The following is a 15,969-nucleotide window of genomic DNA, read 5'->3' on the forward strand; positions in this document are numbered from 1 at the left end:
CGACACGCACTTAATATATAAATGACGATGAATCCACATTCGATAAAAAAAGTGCTGCTTCTTGGCAGTGGCGCATTGAAGATTGGCGAAGCGGGCGAGTTTGACTACTCAGGTTCGCAGGCTCTGAAGGCAATGAAGGAGGAGGGTATAACAACCGTGCTGATAAATCCTAACATTGCTACCGTACAGACATCCGACGGCTTTGCCGACAAGATATACTTCCTTCCCGTGACGCCCTACTTTGTGGAGAAGGTTATCGAGAAGGAGCGCCCCGACGGCATTCTGCTGGCGTTTGGCGGACAGACCGCGCTCAACTGCGGTGTCGCGCTGCATGAGAGCGGAGTGCTCGACCGCTACAACGTGAAGGTGCTCGGAACTCCGGTGCGTGCCATCATGGAAACCGAGGACCGTGAGCTGTTTGTGAAGAAGCTCGACGAGATAAATGTAAAGACCATCAAGAGCGAGGCTGTCAACACCACAGCCGATGCCATAAAGGCCGCCAACGATTTGGGCTATCCCGTAATCGTGCGTGCCGCTTATGCGCTCGGCGGACTCGGCAGCGGATTCTGCGACAACGAGGAGCAGCTTATAGCCCTTGTCGAGAAGGCGTTGTCGTTCTCGCCGCAGGTGCTCGTGGAGAAGTCGCTGAAGGGTTGGAAAGAGGTTGAATATGAAGTGGTGCGTGACCGTTTTGACAACTGCATAACGGTGTGCAACATGGAGAACTTCGACCCGCTCGGCATACACACCGGCGAGTCAATCGTCGTGGCTCCGTCGCAGACCCTTTCCAATGAGGACTACCACTATCTGCGCAAGCTTGCTATAAAAATCATACGACACATAGGCATTGTGGGCGAATGTAACGTGCAGTATGCCTTTGACCCCGCTTCGATGGAGTACAGGGTCATCGAGGTCAATGCCCGCCTGTCGCGTTCATCGGCTCTTGCATCGAAAGCTACGGGCTATCCGCTTGCTTTCGTGGCTGCAAAGCTCGGACTCGGTTACGGACTTTTCGACTTGAAGAATTCGGTGACCAAGGTGACATCGGCATTCTTTGAGCCGGCCCTTGACTATGTGGTGGTGAAGATTCCACGTTGGGACCTTGGTAAATTCCATGGCGTTAAGCGTGAGATTGGTTCCTCGATGAAGTCGGTGGGCGAGGTCATGGCCATAGGCCGCACATTTGAGGAGGCGATTCAGAAGGGCCTCCGCATGATAGGACAGGGCATGCACGGATTTGTCGAAAACAAGGAAATCAAGATTCCCGACATCGACCATGCCCTTAAGGAACCTACCGACAAGCGCATATTCGTCATCTCGAAAGCCATGCGCCAAGGCTACAGCCTGGAGCGCATACATGAACTGACCAAGATTGACCGCTGGTTCCTCTATAAGCTGCACAACATCGTGATGACTGCCGATGAACTTGAAACATTTGACTCGGTCGACAAGCTGCCCGAGGCGTTGTTGCGTCAGGCCAAGGAGCAGGGGTTCAGCGACTTCCAGATAGCAAGAGCTGTCATGAAGGATGTGTGGAGCTCATCGCACGAGGCATCGGATGTGGTGCGTGGAATGCGCAAGAGTCTTGGTATTGTTCCGGTGGTGAAGCAGATTGACACGCTGGGTGCCGAATATCCGGCCAAGACCAACTATCTGTATATGACCTACAATGCATCGGCCAATGATGTCAAGTATCTGCATGACCACAAGTCGATTGTGGTGCTCGGCTCGGGTGCCTACCGCATCGGTAGCTCGGTTGAGTTTGACTGGTGTTCGGTCAATGCGTTGATGACTGTTAAGCGCGAGGGCTGGCGTTCGGTAATGATTAACTACAATCCCGAAACGGTGTCGACCGACTATGACATGTGCGACAGGCTCTACTTCGACGAGCTCACCTACGAGCGAGTTATGGATATTCTCGATCTTGAGCAGCCTCACGGAGTGATATTGTCGGTGGGCGGTCAGATTCCCAACAACCTTGCCACCCGTCTTGATGCCGCCGAAGTGCCCATACTCGGCACATCGGCCACCTCGATTGACAATGCCGAGGATCGTCACAAGTTCTCGGCCATGCTCGACCGCATCGGAGTCGACCAGCCTCGATGGAGGGAATTGACCTCGTTTGACGACATTCACAAGTTTATTGATGAGGTGGGATTCCCTGTCCTGGTGCGTCCGAGCTACGTGCTGTCGGGTGCTGCGATGAACGTATGCTCCAATAACGAGGAGCTTGAACGCTTCCTGCGACTTGCAGCCAATGTGTCAAAGGAGCATCCGGTCGTTGTCACCGAGTTCATTCAGTTTGCCAAGGAAATAGAGATGGATGCCGTGGCCCAGAACGGTGAGATAAAGGTCTATGCCATATCGGAGCACATCGAGTTTGCCGGCGTGCATTCGGGCGATGCCACAATCCAGTTCCCGCCTCAGAAACTTTATGTCGAAACTATTCGCCGCATAAAGAAGGTGAGTCAGAAGATAGCCAAGGCTCTCAACATATCGGGTCCGTTTAACATTCAGTTCCTTGCCAAGAACAACGACATAAAGGTGATAGAGTGCAACCTGCGCGCATCGCGTTCGTTCCCGTTTGTGAGCAAGGTGCTTAAGCTCAACTTCATCGACATTGCCACTCGCGTTATGCTCGGTCATGATGTCGAGAAGCCTCACAAGAATGCCTTCGATCTCGATTACGTGGGCATCAAGGCCTCGCAGTTCTCATTCTCGCGTCTTCAAGGTGCCGACCCTGTGCTTGGCGTTGATATGTCATCGACCGGTGAGGTGGGCTGTATAGGCGCCGACACCAATGAGGCCATACTTAAGGCAATGCTTTCGGTGGGTATGAGGATTCCGTCAAAGGGCAACGGCGTGCTGCTGTCGACCGGAACACCCAAGCAGAAGGCCGATATGCTCGATGCCGCCCATGCGCTCTACAATAGCGGCTACACACTCTATGCCACCGGCGGTACTCACCAGTTCCTAACCGACAACGGCATCCCCGCGATAAAGGTTTATTGGCCGAGTCAGCCCGACATGGAGCCGCAGGCACTGTCGTTGTTGCATGACAAGAAGGTGGACCTTGTGGTCAATATTCCCAAGAACCTCTCGGAAACCGAGTTGACCAACGGCTATCGCATACGCCGCGCAGCTATCGACCTGAATGTGCCGCTGTTGACTAATGCTCGATTGGCTTCGGCCTTTATCGACTCGTTCACTCAAATGACCGTCGATGACATCGAGATTCGCTCGTGGGATGAATACTAAAAATAAGTAAAAATAGGCTTAAAGGTTTGCAAAGGTAGGATAATATTCTTACCTTTGCACTCGCTTAAAGGCATTCGGGGCGTAGCGCAGTCCGGTTAGCGCACCTGCTTTGGGAGCAGGGGGTCGCGAGTTCGAATCCCGCCACCCCGACAACCTTGTAACGGGCTGAAATACATTGTATTTCAGCCCGTTTTTTTATGTCCGTTCGCAAATCATTGCGTGACATTTTTATTGGGCAGCTAACGCAGCCCGTGGGGGTTGGGGGAGGGCGCGATGTGACCTCACGCTGCACGCACCTAAAGGCGCATTTGCATGAGGCTAACTCTATTGAGCAGCTACGCAGCTCTTGCGCTAACGCGGGGATTTGCTCGTGGAGAGCGTAGGATGACGACTGGATGGCGGATTGCATAAACCTGCTCCTTCATTGACAAGCACAAGAAGGGCTGCGACGCAATTAACGTTGCGGCGCAGCCCGTTTTACTTCACAATTCAGTAGCTCGATGCTGTCGGCTTAATGTTGGCCTGATTCTTCGTTGCCTTTTTTGAGGCCGAGTTTGTATTCGATGATGAATGATATTATCAATGATGCTCCACCGAAGATGAACAAGCAGCAGGAATAGATTACGCTTGTGTAGGTTGAAAGCCACCATTTGTCGGCATTAAAATAGTCGGGAATTGTGTAGATGCACATTATGTAACCAACCAATATTCCTAATCCGCATCCAAACAGGAGGCATCCCCATCTTAGTGCATTGAATTTTATAGGAGTCGAGCCGTAGTTGATTATCGGAAGGTTGACGATAGGCTGCCCTTCGGATTTACATTCTGCTAATCGGGCCATGTTCTCGACGAGGATTAGTCGCTCTTTGCGACATACAAATAGTTGAATGATTTTAAAGATTCCGTAGAATACAATTGCTGTGATAGCCTGTGGAATGATGAAATTGAAATCCATAACTGTAATTATTTTTTGAGTTGTTAAAAATTATTTGTTTTCGTTGTTGTATTCGGTTAGACGCAGCTTGTATTGAAAGGTTACACTTTCTGTCAAAAAATTTCATGATGAAAAAAAATTTTGCGATTTTTGTAACCTAAGTTTCAACCATGCGTCTAAAGGGATGTAATGCGCGATAATGAGTCACATATAATAGATGAGATACTTAACGGACGCACGTTTCGCTACGAATATTTCGTGGGAACTTATAGCCGTCAAGTGTTTGCTACTATTGTACGCATCATCGACAAGCCTGAGGATGCCGAGGAGCTTACTCAAGATGTGTTCATGAAGGCATTTGAGAATTTGTCGAGCTTTAACGGCAAGAGCACTTTTGCCACATGGTTGTACCGCATTGCCTACAATACGGCCATTTCGGCTGCACGCAGGTCGGTGCCTGTTGAGTCGCTTATCGACGACCGGCAGTTGACGCTTATTTCCGATAATGCTGTCGACGAGGCTCTCGATGACGACAGTGAGGAGCAAATTGAAAAGTTGAACGATGCAATTGCGCGGCTTTCGGCCGATGAACGTGCGTTGGTCAATATGTTTTACATGGAGGAGCAGTCGGTCAGCGACATTGCCTACATAACCGGACTTTCGGTGCCGAATGCCAAGACCAAGCTCCACCGGGTAAGAAAGAAATTGTATTTGTTAATGACTGAAACGAAGAAGTTATGACAGGAAAGACACATGACAACCCGGCTAAAGCCGGTGGCCTTAAGCAAGGCGACAAGGCTATTCGCAAGGCATTGAGCGGCAAAACGCTTGAGGCTAAGCTGCCTACAAACTTTACATACACTACGATGAATCGTGTGCAGGAGTTGTCGCGACGCATGGAGCGCAGGAGCGACCGCCGTACATTCATCGTATCTATAATAATAGCAGTGGCATTCCTGGCTTTAGGGGTCCTGACTATACTCCGATTCTATGGAGCGTCGCTTAAAAGTGAGTTTTTAGGAGTTTTCAGCAATGTTACCGTAGATATGCCGTCGATGTCGGATAATTTCCGTGAGTTCGGTGAAAGTCTTAGCCGAATACCGGTGATTTTCATCATGGCATTCGGCGTCATGGCTGTTTTGCTTATACTTGACAAGGTGATGCGCAATGTCATTGCGCGTAAATACGGTACTCGCCGATAGGGGGGCCTTGGATGCCGCTTATTCGGGATTTTTTGGCCCGCGACGACGATGGTAGTAGCGTCGTTTCTTAGGCTTTGGCTGGGTTGCGGCGGCCTCGGCAGACTTGTCGGTCGCTGCCGGTTTTACGGGATTCTGCGGCTGTGAGTCGCTCTTGGGATGATTGTTTTCAGTCGGACGGTTGTTTTGAGGCTGTCGCGGCTTTCTGTCACGTGAATGACCTGAGCGTGACTTGCCTTTATTGCCCGGCTTGCCTTTACGGACACCGCCTTTTTTCTTTTCGGGATGATATTCGGGCGCTTCGCCTAATTGGCTTGGCATAGGCTCCTTGCGTACTTCGTAGCCGAGGAATCGCTCTATGTAGCCGAATTTCGACTGCTCGCGCTCGCTGATGAATGTCACCGCCTTGCCCTCGGAGTTGGCGCGTGCCGTGCGACCCACGCGATGCACGTAGTCCTCGGCTTCGTGTGGTACATCGTAATTTACCACCATTGTGATTTCGTCGATGTCGATGCCTCGTGCCACGATGTCGGTGGCAACGAGTATGTCGATGCGCCCGGCGCGGAAGTCGAGCATTACCGATTCGCGGGCCTGCTGGTCGAGGTCGGAGTGCATTTCGCCGGTTTTCCAATGCGATTGGCGTAGGGCGCGTGACAGCTCCTTTACTTTCAGCTTTGATGAGGCAAACACGATTACGCGGCGTGAGTGACAGGTTTTGAAGAGATGCTTTAGAAGATCGGTCTTCTGGCCTTCGTAGCACACGAATGCCGATTGGTCGATTTTTTCAGTGGGCTTCGACACCGCAATTTTCACCTCGGCGGGATCGTTGAGTATTGTCGATGCAAGTTGCTGGATCTTGGGAGGCATTGTGGCCGAAAACATCAGCGTCTGACGGTCGGCGGGGAGTTGCTTTACAATCTGTAGGATGTCGTCGTAGAATCCCATGTCGAGCATTCGGTCGGCCTCGTCGAGCACGAAGCATGACACTCTCGACAGGTCGACATAGCCCATCTTCATGTGGGCGAGAAGTCGTCCCGGGGTTGCGATTACCACATCGGCTCCAAGCTTAAGGCTCTGCTGCTGACGGGCAAACTCCTTGCCGTCGGTGCCGCCGTGTATTGCCACGCTGCTTATCGAGAGGTAGTAGGAGAATCCTTCGAGTTGACGGTCGATCTGCTGTGCGAGCTCGTGGGTAGGCACCATGATTATGCAGTTTATGGCATCGTCGGGGAAGTCGCCTTCGGCCAATCGGTTTATTATAGGCAGCAGGTAGGCGGCGGTTTTTCCGGTTCCTGTCTGGGCAACGGCTATAAGGTCGCGTCCTTCAAGGACTACGCCTATGGCTTTTTCCTGGATTGGAGTACACTCCTCAAATTGCATTGCATCAAGCGCATCGAGCACGTCGTCGCTTAGGTCAAGCTCGTCAAATCTCATCGTTAATTGTGTCAACTTACATTATTTCTGCAAATTTACACATTTTTGGCGAGCTTATTGTAGTTATTTGATACATAGTGTCACCTGATTGCAATTTTCACGGGCGATATTCCGCGTCCGGTGAGTATGTATATGTCGGGCGACAATCCGTCAATCGACAGCGATGAAGCGTGACTTGCTCCCCTGACTTTGCGTCCCGAGAGGGTGTAGAGGTCGGCGCGTTCGAGTTGTCGGCTGAAAGTAAGCGTCGTTCCGTCGATGCGGTAGGAAAATTCCTCAGCTTCGACATCGTCTATTCCCAGCGGGTCGGGCTTTACCTTGAGGCGATATACGGCCATGCCGCCGTTGGCAACATAGATTACAAGATGCCCGTCGAGGCTTTCCCCTCCGTCGGGAATGAACTGCACTTCACAACCCTGCTTCATGTCCGATGAAAATCCCACCGGATTTATCTCCCACAGCGACTTGTGGCCCGAGAAATTGTCGGTAAACGACGGAGTTTCAACTATTCTCACCGCCGATGCTCCGCTCATCGGAATGCCGTAGGCGATAAGTGACGCTCCGTTGACATCGAGCATCGACATCCCCGACGAGAAGGAGTAGTCGCTAAGCGCGAGTTTCGGGTTGTTGCTCACCGAGCCTACTAAGGTGCATTGTCCGTTGGGGGTAAATCGGTAGAGAGTGGGGTAGAAGAAGTCGTGGTTACGCTGTTCGCGGTTGTTGTGCAGATAGAAGTAATCATTGTCGACAGGATAGACCTTGGCCAGCGCGCCCATAAACGATGACTTGTTGTTGAGCACGAGTGCCGCATCGCTTATCGTTGCTTTCTCCTCCAGCACTTTGCGTCCGTCGACGCTCCACCGGTATATGTCAAACTTCATTTCGTCCCATGTCATCAATGAAGTGATGCCGGGCGACATCCACATTTGGTACTGACGGTTCTTTATGCTCCCTTTCACCGAGAAGAACATCGCGCCTTTTACGTTGCCGTTGAGCGAAAATTTCAGCTGTTCGGAGGCATAGGCCACCTCGTCGTCTTCGCCGAGCAGATTGTCGATATCGACTGTGTAGAGGGCGTAGGCGGTCGATGCGGTGGTGAAGTATTTGGCCGATGTGAAGTAGACTGTGCCGTCATCATCCTCCCTTATCCAAGGCATTACATCATCGCCGGTGAAATCGGCGTCACCTTGAAGCTTTATTCTGAGGAATGGAAGTTCCTCACCTGTCGCGAGGTCGTAACGGTCGAGCCACAACAGGCTTTTGTCATGATCCCATGAGCTGACATTGAGCGATCCGCGACTTACATATATGACACCGTCACGCACCACAAATCCATGATTGAAGCAGTGTACCGATGTCATGCTGAGATGCTTGTCATGGCATTTGTAGAGTCCGTTACCTATATTCTGCGACCTTATCCACAGCGATTCGAGCGTCAGCTCACTCTTGTTTTCAAGTTTGGCTTTGGGGTATTTGACCGCATCCTTTACGGGGGTGTATTCATCAGGGTCGTTACCTTTGGTCACGTAGAACGAGTTGCCTTCGTCGTAGCATTCATCCCCGGCAATAACGCGCCAGTAGCAGAATCCGTTGGTGAGTTCCGAGAATTTGACGGTCCACACATAGGTTTTGCTCGACAGTACGCCGGCATCGCTTGAGTACATGATGCGGCTGAAGTCAGAGTGCGACGACAGTTCAAGAATCGGGGTGGACTGGGATGTGACATCCTTTATGGCGAATTTCACTTCATCGTCGCCAACAATCAACTGGCCGGTTATGGCCGAATGGCAGATAAAAGGCAGCAGCACACACAGCAATGTGACATTACGTAATTTTCCAAGCATATAATTTACGATTATTGATTTGAAATCGGACAAATATAACGAATATAATCGTACGCTTTCAAATAAATGATATGTTATACAACATAATGTGCGTAATATCAGCTTGATATTCAGAATTTATATCGGCATTGGAGCAGAAATTCTATGGGACGGAGTGTAAAGGAGTAACGATATGTGTCATACTCATTAAAGACGGTGTAGGCATACTCCCTCTCGTCGGTAAGGTTCTTGGCGGTCAATTCCAGTTCAAAGGCTCCGGCCATGTAACGCGCTCCACCGTCGATGTACATTGCCTGCCGATATTGCCCCTCGGTAAGTTTCACCCGGCTGTAATAGCAGCGGGTAAATAGTTCAAGGCTCCTAACAGGGAATACCGACAGGTCGAAAGTGCCGTTAAGGCCGTCGATTATGTTGTCATCTCCGTCACCTATGCGGCGGTTTGACAACGAGTAATGCACACCGAGCCCGAATGACACGATGTCGTTCAGTATGTTGCTCTTGGAGCTCAACGACACCTCATAGTGGTCGGTGCCTACGCGTGATAAATTGCCTTGCCGCTTCATGTCACGCCACATCAGGTTGACTATGCCACGAAGTGTGAAGGTTGTGTGCAGTCGCCGCACATTCTTGCTTATCTGTCCGTAAGCGTCACATACATCGATGTGATTGCGTGAAGCTTCGGGTGTGGTCACAGTTTCATCGGCACTTACATCGCTGGAGGAAATGCGGTGAGAGGTCGTGCGCCTGTAGCTCGCGCGTGCATTCCAGAAAAGTCCCTTGACTATGTTGCGGAAACTGAACGAGGTGGAGGCCGACAGGGTGGTGCGCACGTTGAGCGATCCGGTGCCGAGCACGGTGCTGTTGCGATAGGAGGTGAAGATGGGATTGACGATGAAATCGGTCAATGTGCCTACACGGCATTTGCGACCCAATGTCACGCCCCATCTCACGCCGTTGGAAAATCGGAAATTGAACGAAGAGCTTGCGCCTAAATACAACCGGTTGTGTCGGTAGCGGCTGTCGGCGATTAAGTCGGTATAGCGGATGTTGTGTAGCGACACGGGAATCTCGGTGCGCCACACCCAACGGCCTTTTTGCAGCTTGTAGTAGGGCGATAGGGTTGTGACAAGCGCGTAGCCCGAATTGTCATTGGCCGATGAGCTGTCGCCGTCACGTGCAAGACGCGTGACGATGCTGTTGTAGTCCGACTCAAACGCTATGTCGACACCCGTCATCGACTCGCTCGAAAACGCATAACCGAACGATGTGCTGTGACGCGTGGCAAACGCTTGTCCTGTAGCTGTTTGGTCGATTGTCGTAATGCCTTGCGGTGTCGTCACTTTCATTGCGTTAAGCGGAGTGGTTGAATAGACTATCTCGGAGTTCAGTTGCCACAGGTTGTCGCCGTGACGCACTGTGGTGTTGAATGTATTGGATAGCGTGACATCGTTGCTTCGCAGTGACTGGCCGAGCGTCGATGTACCCGACAAGCCGTAACGGTTGCGATTGAATGTGCCTTTAATGCTGAGTGACTCGGCGAAATAGTTGCCTGCCGAGTTGTTTTCAAGCCGCAGCGTCACGTTGCCGGTGTTGTTGTGCAGCATGGAGGTGCTGTGCTCGTCGACCGACAGATTTTCGTCATCGTCCACAAAGTAGGTCGTTACATTGGATGCGCTGAATCGGCTGTGGTCACGCTTGTAGTCGGCGTTGACCGTCAGCGTGAGGTCGGTGCGTAACTTTGTCAGCGCATTTACCGATGCGGCGGTCGATTGGTTGTCGTTGTAACGCGTCGATGGCAGGTCGGGAACTCCGAATGGAGTCGACGGGAAAATGCCGCTCGCTATTGTGGAGCGGTCAAACATGCCGACGGTGAGCACCTGCATTTCACCCGAATAGCTTGTGCCGAAGTTGTTGCCTTTTCCCGTCACGAGCGACTGATTGGAGGGTGAAATAAACATCGAATATAGCTCGCCCGACCACTTCACATCATCGCCGTAACCGGCTCCTGCGCTCACGTAGCCTATGGGCTTGAGCATGCGCTTCTTTTTCAGTGTGAGGTTGAGTGCTGCCTTCTCGGAAAATTCAATGCCCTTGAGTACTCGCTTGGGCTGATGATTCTCGTAGACATCAACCGACGATATGTCGTCGGCCGATATGTTCTTTGTAGCGAGAGCATAACGACCTGAAAGCATGTCGAGCCCCTCGATATAGAACTTGTTGATATTCTCGCCTTGATATGATATTGTGCCCGAAGCGTCGACCGACAATCCGGGCAGTCGCTTTATGACATCTTCTATCGTGCGGTCGGATGCGCTGCGAAATGCCGCAACGTTATATTTTAACGTGTCGCCCGACTCCCTTATGGGAACAACCTTCACCGTCACCTCCTTCAGCTCAAGCGGAGCCGAAACCATGACTACGCTTTTTAGTGAAGCCAATCGCTCAAGCGTCAACGACTGTTGCCGGTAGCCGATGAGAGCGAAGTCGACACGTTTCACCACTGCCCTTTCAGGAATATTCAGCGCATAACGACCCTGTGAATCGGAGGTCCCGAAAGCAATCGGACGACCTCCGCTGCTGTCGTAAGCCTTTATTACTACTCCAGGCAACGGTTCTCCGGCATCGTCGGTCACCAACCCAGTGAGCCGGTCCCGGCTTTGCATCACCTCCGGCACCAATAGACATAACAATATGACCCACAACAGCCTCGTCATGGTTAATCAAGTTCCATGGGGTTGAAAAATAACTTGCGTTTAGGCAGCTTCTTCTCCGAGCCGTCGGCGTTACGGGGAGCAAGATCTGAGCCGCTTATTGTTCCTGCCGGGTTGTTCATGTATTCGGCAAGACTGCGGTTATACTCTTTGCGCTCTATTGTGAACGGGTCCTTTACATCACGATAAATCGGTCGGTCGCTGTGGCGTACCGTTATCGCCGAAAATTTGTGGTCGCCGGTTGCGTCTTCTATCTTCAGTATCAGGCCGGGCAACCCGTTGAATTTCCACGGGCCATTGCTCAACGCTATGTCGTCGGTATACCATGCCGTCCATCGCCGTCCCCGGAAATCGCACACCGCTTCATGGCACACATAACCGCACACCGTGTCGACACCTTCAGCCATAACCCATTCAATCTCGGGAATCTCTTCATTATAGATGTAATTGTCTATGAACACGCGACCGTGAAACGTTATGTTGCGTTCGGCCAGATTAGTGAACATATACTCCTTTACAGCATTGGGCCCGCGCCAGCGTGCATACAATCTTCCGAAATCGTTGTTGGTTATCTTTGTTGAGTCAATTGTGCTTATCACTGAGTCCAACCGATAATTGCTGTAGCCGCCATACTTTATGATATTCTTTCCCACTTCCATTATTTCGTATATCGACCTGGGCTCGGAATAGGTGGGAGCTTTGATGATGTGCTGATACACAACATCGAGCGCACTGTGATCGATGACTTCCGATTTCCCCAATTTGGTGATGCGGTTGCCGGCCTCGCCATCATACTCAATGCGTCCGTCGGGATGAACTGTTACCCGGTTTTGACAATCGGCGGCAACGGCAAGACTCATAAATGCCATTAAAAGAAACAATACCTTTTCCATGCAAATAAACTATATTTTTAAGTTGATGTGCAAATAAAGCAACAATTGCTGATATATGCAAGGATTTACCCTAAAAACTTTAGTTGGTAGTTTTTTTGCTCCGGTTTCTACTTAATACAAAATTGGCCCTATAAAACATCGATTAATAGTGTTTTATCTACTTCTCTACTCCTTTTCTAAAGGATTATGAAACAGCCTGCGTTTAGGTAATTGTTTTTCTGTTCCATCAGCATTGCGTGGAGCGAGTTCAGTCCCTTGTATAGAGCCGCTCGGATTCATTTTGTACTCAGTCAGGCTTTTATTATATTCTTCCCTATTTGTTTCAAAACGATTGTTGCTCTGGGTCAATAATATAGGAAATTTTAAACCATTTATTGTTATTGCCTCAAATTCATGTTCTTCGGTTGAATCTACAAGTCGTAAGATAACACCCGGTAAGCCATTAAATTTCCACGGCCCGGCATTGATGGGTATGTCCTCGGAATACCACGCAGTCCAGTCCCTTCCACGAAAACGACCCATGGCCTTATGGCATAAAAAGCCACAAACAGTATCAGATTCAGATGTCAATGTCCAATCAATTTTGGGAAGATTTTCCGTATAAATATAGTAATCAATAAAAACTTTCCCATAAAAATTGATATCATTACTTTTCACATCTCTAATCAAGAACTCTGATTTAGGAAGAAAACGATTGTATATTTCACCATGTTCCATGAATGTAATAGAAGTTGAATCAACACTTAACATTACAGAATCAACACGAAAACGATTGTAATCATCATATTTAATATATTTATCGCCAATCTGCATGATTTCATATTCTTCCCGCTCTGTTGATAATACTGGATCCACAATGGAATGTGAATATATGATGTTCATTTTGCTTATGTCAATACGCTCTGATTTCGGGAATCTCAGCTGAGCATTAAGCATTACAACAAAAAATAAACATATAACAATATTAAGAAACCTAATCATACTATATAAAATTATTGTTCGTAATCAATTCAGCCAGGATTTTTCAATCCCGACTGAATTTTCATTGTTTATTCTAATTAAAAACGGAACTCCATTGGAGTATCAGACTTGAACTTCACAGGACCAGGAACTCCACATTCAATTTCATTTAATTCGAGCAAATAATTCCAAAATTCATTTGGATTATCGACAAAATAACTTTGATTGACTGTATATCCTTGTTTCCCACAAGTAGTCGTATATTCAATAGTTGCAAACGCTGATAAGCATATTGTTATAAACCCAAGTGACATTAAAAATTTTTTCATATTTACAGATGTTAAATTATTGTTAAATTATCGAATATCGCATCGAAATCGCGCTTAATGGCCAATAAGATTTTTATTTATATCAAAAATATTTCAAAAACAAAATTCACCTATATAGCTTATATCATCAATAGACAAATACAAGTAGTAGCATTGATTGGATTCAAGTGCCGTGAGATTGAATGTCACAATCATCTCATCGCCTTGGTAAGTATTGTTGGCGACCGGATTTTGACAATCATCGTACACTTCAATCGATACCTCCTCAGCTTCTCCGAGCAGATAGATTGTTAACTTGTTTCCTTCAATTGTAACTTGAGGCAATCGCGCAGGCGATCGCTTACCTTTCCAAATTGTGGATTCATCATTTTCGCTAGTTCTTATTTTTACTTCATCAGCATAACATGAAAATCCAATAGTCAAAAACAGTAGTAGCAATAACTTTTTTATAATAGTTGAAATTTTGTTATCGCAAAGAGAGTAAAATAAATTTGTTAATCCAAATTTTTCATTGCGCAAATATTTTACAAGGGAATTTTGTTAAAGACCACATTTTACAAAAATTTTACAGCAGGAATTAATTAGCTTATAATAAGCGAATAAACTCATCCCAGTTTTTTGGTGCGTTTTCAATTTCGGAGAATGTTCTTTTCATCAGTCTTTTTCGTATGGATGATATGGCACTTGGGGATAAGCCTAAGAATTCGGCGATTTCTATAGGAAAAAATTCGATTTTAAGTAGCAATGAAATCTGCATTTCCCTATCAGATAGCCGACAGACACTTACTAACTTCTCAATGAATCCGGGATTGTATTCATCCACAATCTGGGACAATTCATTCCATTCAGGAGAGGATGGTAATATCCTTTTCCCGGTTCTTAACCTATCATGGAATTCAATGACAATAGGAGAACTCATTAGCTTTAAGTGATTTTCGGCGCGCTCCTCGGCATTTGACATCGCTTCCGACAAAAGAGTTCTGGACTTTTTCAATTTTATTATTACCGCTGACGAATTTACCTCTTCTATTTTGTTCAACAATTCTTCAAGTTCATCAATCTTAGCTTGCAATTTGGAGCAATGTTCTTGTGAGTTTTTCCTTGTAGATTCAATAATTTCCTGTAGTGTGAAATTTCGGCATTTAAGGTCAAGCCGCTTGCGCTGTATGTCCCTGACAATGAATAAGAAAATTGAAACAATAAGCAAGATGGAACCAACTAATATTACAATAAGCAGATTCTTCTTTGAATCCTTTTTTAATAGAGCGTTATTTTCTTTCTCTCTGATTGAATAGTTATAGTAACCTTGAATTTTAGTTACTGCGTCTATTTTAAGTAAATTAGTGGAGCTGTCGAATAATTCGATGTATTTATTTAAATATTTTACAGATGTCTTATAATCGTCATCTTGTTTAGAGTAGTAATTTGCCAATTCTGCATTGGCGTAACATTTACCATGAATATTTCCGCTATCAACGAGCCATTTTAAATATGGCAGTGCTGCGTTATAATTATCATTAGCAATTTTTACTTTTGAAATTATGGAATACAATTGTTCTTTGTCTTGCAGAATATATTCCATATTTAATTTTGAAATTATTGAGTCTGCCTTTTTGAAATCGCCTATTTTATAATAATATTCAATAAATTGGTGCTGAACGCGATATATCAAACTTGAGTCACCTCGCATTGATGCCAATTCATAAGCTTTTTTGTAAAATAAATATGTGCTATCGTGAACATTCAATAATGAATAAGATTTCCCAATGGATAAATAATCAATAGGCAGTGTCAATTCGTTGCTGAAATCCACCGCCTTTTCTGCCGATTCAAGAGCATAACGATATAATCGTTGATACATAAACAGTTCGGACATCTGTGAAAGACAAACCTTGTAGATGTTATAGTGCGCTATTGTGTCATCACCGATTGTAGTAAGTGCTTGCTGGTAGTAGTCGAGGGCGCGGGGGGCGTCGCCGAGGTCGCTGTAGACTCGTCCGGCGTAGTAGAGGGCAAGCGGAGTGAGGTCGGGGTCGGTGTGGTCGGTGAAGTATTCGACGACGGGGGCTATCATTGAGTCGTTGCGGTGCTCGATGTAGGCCTTGTCGCGTGATTTTATGAGCATCAGGTCGTAACGCATCCGCGTTGCCTTGTCGGCTTGCTTGATGGCGGGTGACAGTGAGTCGAGGAGCGCGATTGTGCTGTCGGGACGGGTGTCGGCGAGCTGTCCGGCGCGGTCGATGTCGTCGCGCAGACGCGAGTTGTCGGCACATCCGGCGACGACGGCGAAGCACACGACGGTGATGAATATGTGTAACAAATGCTTCATAGCTTCCGCGAATATACGAATAATCCGCGAAATTCGCCCAATAAAAGTGGCGGGGGGCCTGCTGGTGCGGGTGGTGCG

Annotated in this window: 12 protein-coding genes and 1 tRNA gene; 4 read left to right on the top strand and 9 right to left on the bottom strand. The window is 47.9% G+C overall.

Annotated features, from left to right (window positions below; genetic code table 11):
* Positions 1–27: 27 nt before the first annotated feature.
* Entirely contained in the window at positions 28–3,258 is a 3,231-nt protein-coding gene (carB, locus tag E7746_RS03345) for a carbamoyl-phosphate synthase (glutamine-hydrolyzing) large subunit (protein ID WP_136409828.1), read from the top strand.
* A gap of 75 nt (positions 3,259–3,333) precedes the next feature.
* A tRNA-Pro gene (locus E7746_RS03350) sits at positions 3,334–3,408 on the top strand.
* A 361-nt stretch (positions 3,409–3,769) separates the two neighbouring features.
* On the opposite strand, the gene E7746_RS03355 is transcribed toward E7746_RS03350, so the two are convergent.
* A complete protein-coding gene (locus tag E7746_RS03355; protein WP_135945986.1) occupies positions 3,770–4,213 on the bottom strand; it encodes a hypothetical protein in 444 nt (147 codons plus the stop codon).
* A gap of 168 nt (positions 4,214–4,381) precedes the next feature.
* On the opposite strand from E7746_RS03355, the gene E7746_RS03360 reads away from it, so the two are divergent.
* Together E7746_RS03360 and E7746_RS03365 are read left to right on the top strand one after the other, a co-directional pair.
* Positions 4,382–4,933: an RNA polymerase sigma factor gene (locus E7746_RS03360; protein ID WP_136409829.1), complete on the top strand. Its 552-nt coding sequence runs from the start codon at positions 4,382–4,384 to the stop codon at positions 4,931–4,933.
* On the top strand, positions 4,930–5,394 hold the full coding sequence (locus tag E7746_RS03365) for a hypothetical protein (RefSeq protein ID WP_135945988.1): 465 nt from the start codon (positions 4,930–4,932) through the stop codon (positions 5,392–5,394). The genes E7746_RS03360 and E7746_RS03365 overlap by 4 nt, the downstream gene beginning before the upstream one ends.
* Before the next feature lie 18 nt (positions 5,395–5,412).
* On the opposite strand, the gene E7746_RS03370 is transcribed toward E7746_RS03365, so the two are convergent.
* The 8 genes from E7746_RS03370 to E7746_RS03405 all read right to left on the bottom strand — a co-directional run bounded on the left by E7746_RS03370 (position 5,413) and on the right by E7746_RS03405 (position 15,891).
* Positions 5,413–6,825 carry a DEAD/DEAH box helicase gene (locus E7746_RS03370; RefSeq protein ID WP_136409830.1) on the bottom strand — a complete coding sequence of 471 codons (1,413 nt, stop codon included), beginning with the start codon at positions 6,823–6,825 and terminating at the stop codon, positions 5,413–5,415.
* Positions 6,826–6,905: 80 nt separating this feature from the next.
* Entirely contained in the window at positions 6,906–8,669 is a 1,764-nt protein-coding gene (locus E7746_RS03375; protein WP_136409831.1) for a hypothetical protein, read from the bottom strand.
* A gap of 110 nt (positions 8,670–8,779) precedes the next feature.
* Positions 8,780–11,305, bottom strand: a complete 2,526-nt coding sequence (locus E7746_RS03380; protein WP_136409832.1) for a TonB-dependent receptor — start codon at positions 11,303–11,305, stop codon at positions 8,780–8,782.
* Positions 11,306–11,385: 80 nt separating this feature from the next.
* On the bottom strand, positions 11,386–12,273 hold the full coding sequence (locus E7746_RS03385; RefSeq protein WP_136409833.1) for a GLPGLI family protein: 888 nt from the start codon (positions 12,271–12,273) through the stop codon (positions 11,386–11,388).
* Positions 12,274–12,438: 165 nt separating this feature from the next.
* Complete coding sequence (locus tag E7746_RS03390) at positions 12,439–13,254, bottom strand: GLPGLI family protein (RefSeq protein WP_135945993.1); 816 nt, start codon at positions 13,252–13,254, stop codon at positions 12,439–12,441.
* 77 nt (positions 13,255–13,331) lie between these two features.
* Positions 13,332–13,562, bottom strand: a complete 231-nt coding sequence (locus E7746_RS03395) for a hypothetical protein (RefSeq protein ID WP_135945994.1) — start codon at positions 13,560–13,562, stop codon at positions 13,332–13,334.
* 93 nt (positions 13,563–13,655) lie between these two features.
* Positions 13,656–14,081: a DUF3244 domain-containing protein gene (locus E7746_RS03400; RefSeq protein ID WP_136409834.1), complete on the bottom strand. Its 426-nt coding sequence runs from the start codon at positions 14,079–14,081 to the stop codon at positions 13,656–13,658.
* 67 nt (positions 14,082–14,148) lie between these two features.
* A complete protein-coding gene (locus E7746_RS03405) occupies positions 14,149–15,891 on the bottom strand; it encodes a tetratricopeptide repeat protein (protein WP_136409835.1) in 1,743 nt (580 codons plus the stop codon).
* Between the last annotated feature and the right edge of the window lie 78 nt (positions 15,892–15,969).

The sequence above is a fragment of the Muribaculum gordoncarteri genome, assembly GCF_004803695.1.
GTDB classification, from domain to species: domain Bacteria; phylum Bacteroidota; class Bacteroidia; order Bacteroidales; family Muribaculaceae; genus Muribaculum; species Muribaculum gordoncarteri.

Coding starts and splice junctions, on each gene's coding strand:
- carB (WP_136409828.1), top strand. CDS start 28: ATGAATCCACATTCGATAAAAAAAGTGCTGCTTCTTGGCAGTGGCGCA.
- E7746_RS03355 (WP_135945986.1), bottom strand. CDS start 4,213: ATGGATTTCAATTTCATCATTCCACAGGCTATCACAGCAATTGTATTC.
- E7746_RS03360 (WP_136409829.1), top strand. CDS start 4,382: ATGCGCGATAATGAGTCACATATAATAGATGAGATACTTAACGGACGC.
- E7746_RS03365 (WP_135945988.1), top strand. CDS start 4,930: ATGACAGGAAAGACACATGACAACCCGGCTAAAGCCGGTGGCCTTAAG.
- E7746_RS03370 (WP_136409830.1), bottom strand. CDS start 6,825: ATGAGATTTGACGAGCTTGACCTAAGCGACGACGTGCTCGATGCGCTT.
- E7746_RS03375 (WP_136409831.1), bottom strand. CDS start 8,669: ATGCTTGGAAAATTACGTAATGTCACATTGCTGTGTGTGCTGCTGCCT.
- E7746_RS03385 (WP_136409833.1), bottom strand. CDS start 12,273: ATGGAAAAGGTATTGTTTCTTTTAATGGCATTTATGAGTCTTGCCGTT.
- E7746_RS03390 (WP_135945993.1), bottom strand. CDS start 13,254: ATGATTAGGTTTCTTAATATTGTTATATGTTTATTTTTTGTTGTAATG.
- E7746_RS03395 (WP_135945994.1), bottom strand. CDS start 13,562: ATGAAAAAATTTTTAATGTCACTTGGGTTTATAACAATATGCTTATCA.
- E7746_RS03405 (WP_136409835.1), bottom strand. CDS start 15,891: ATGAAGCATTTGTTACACATATTCATCACCGTCGTGTGCTTCGCCGTC.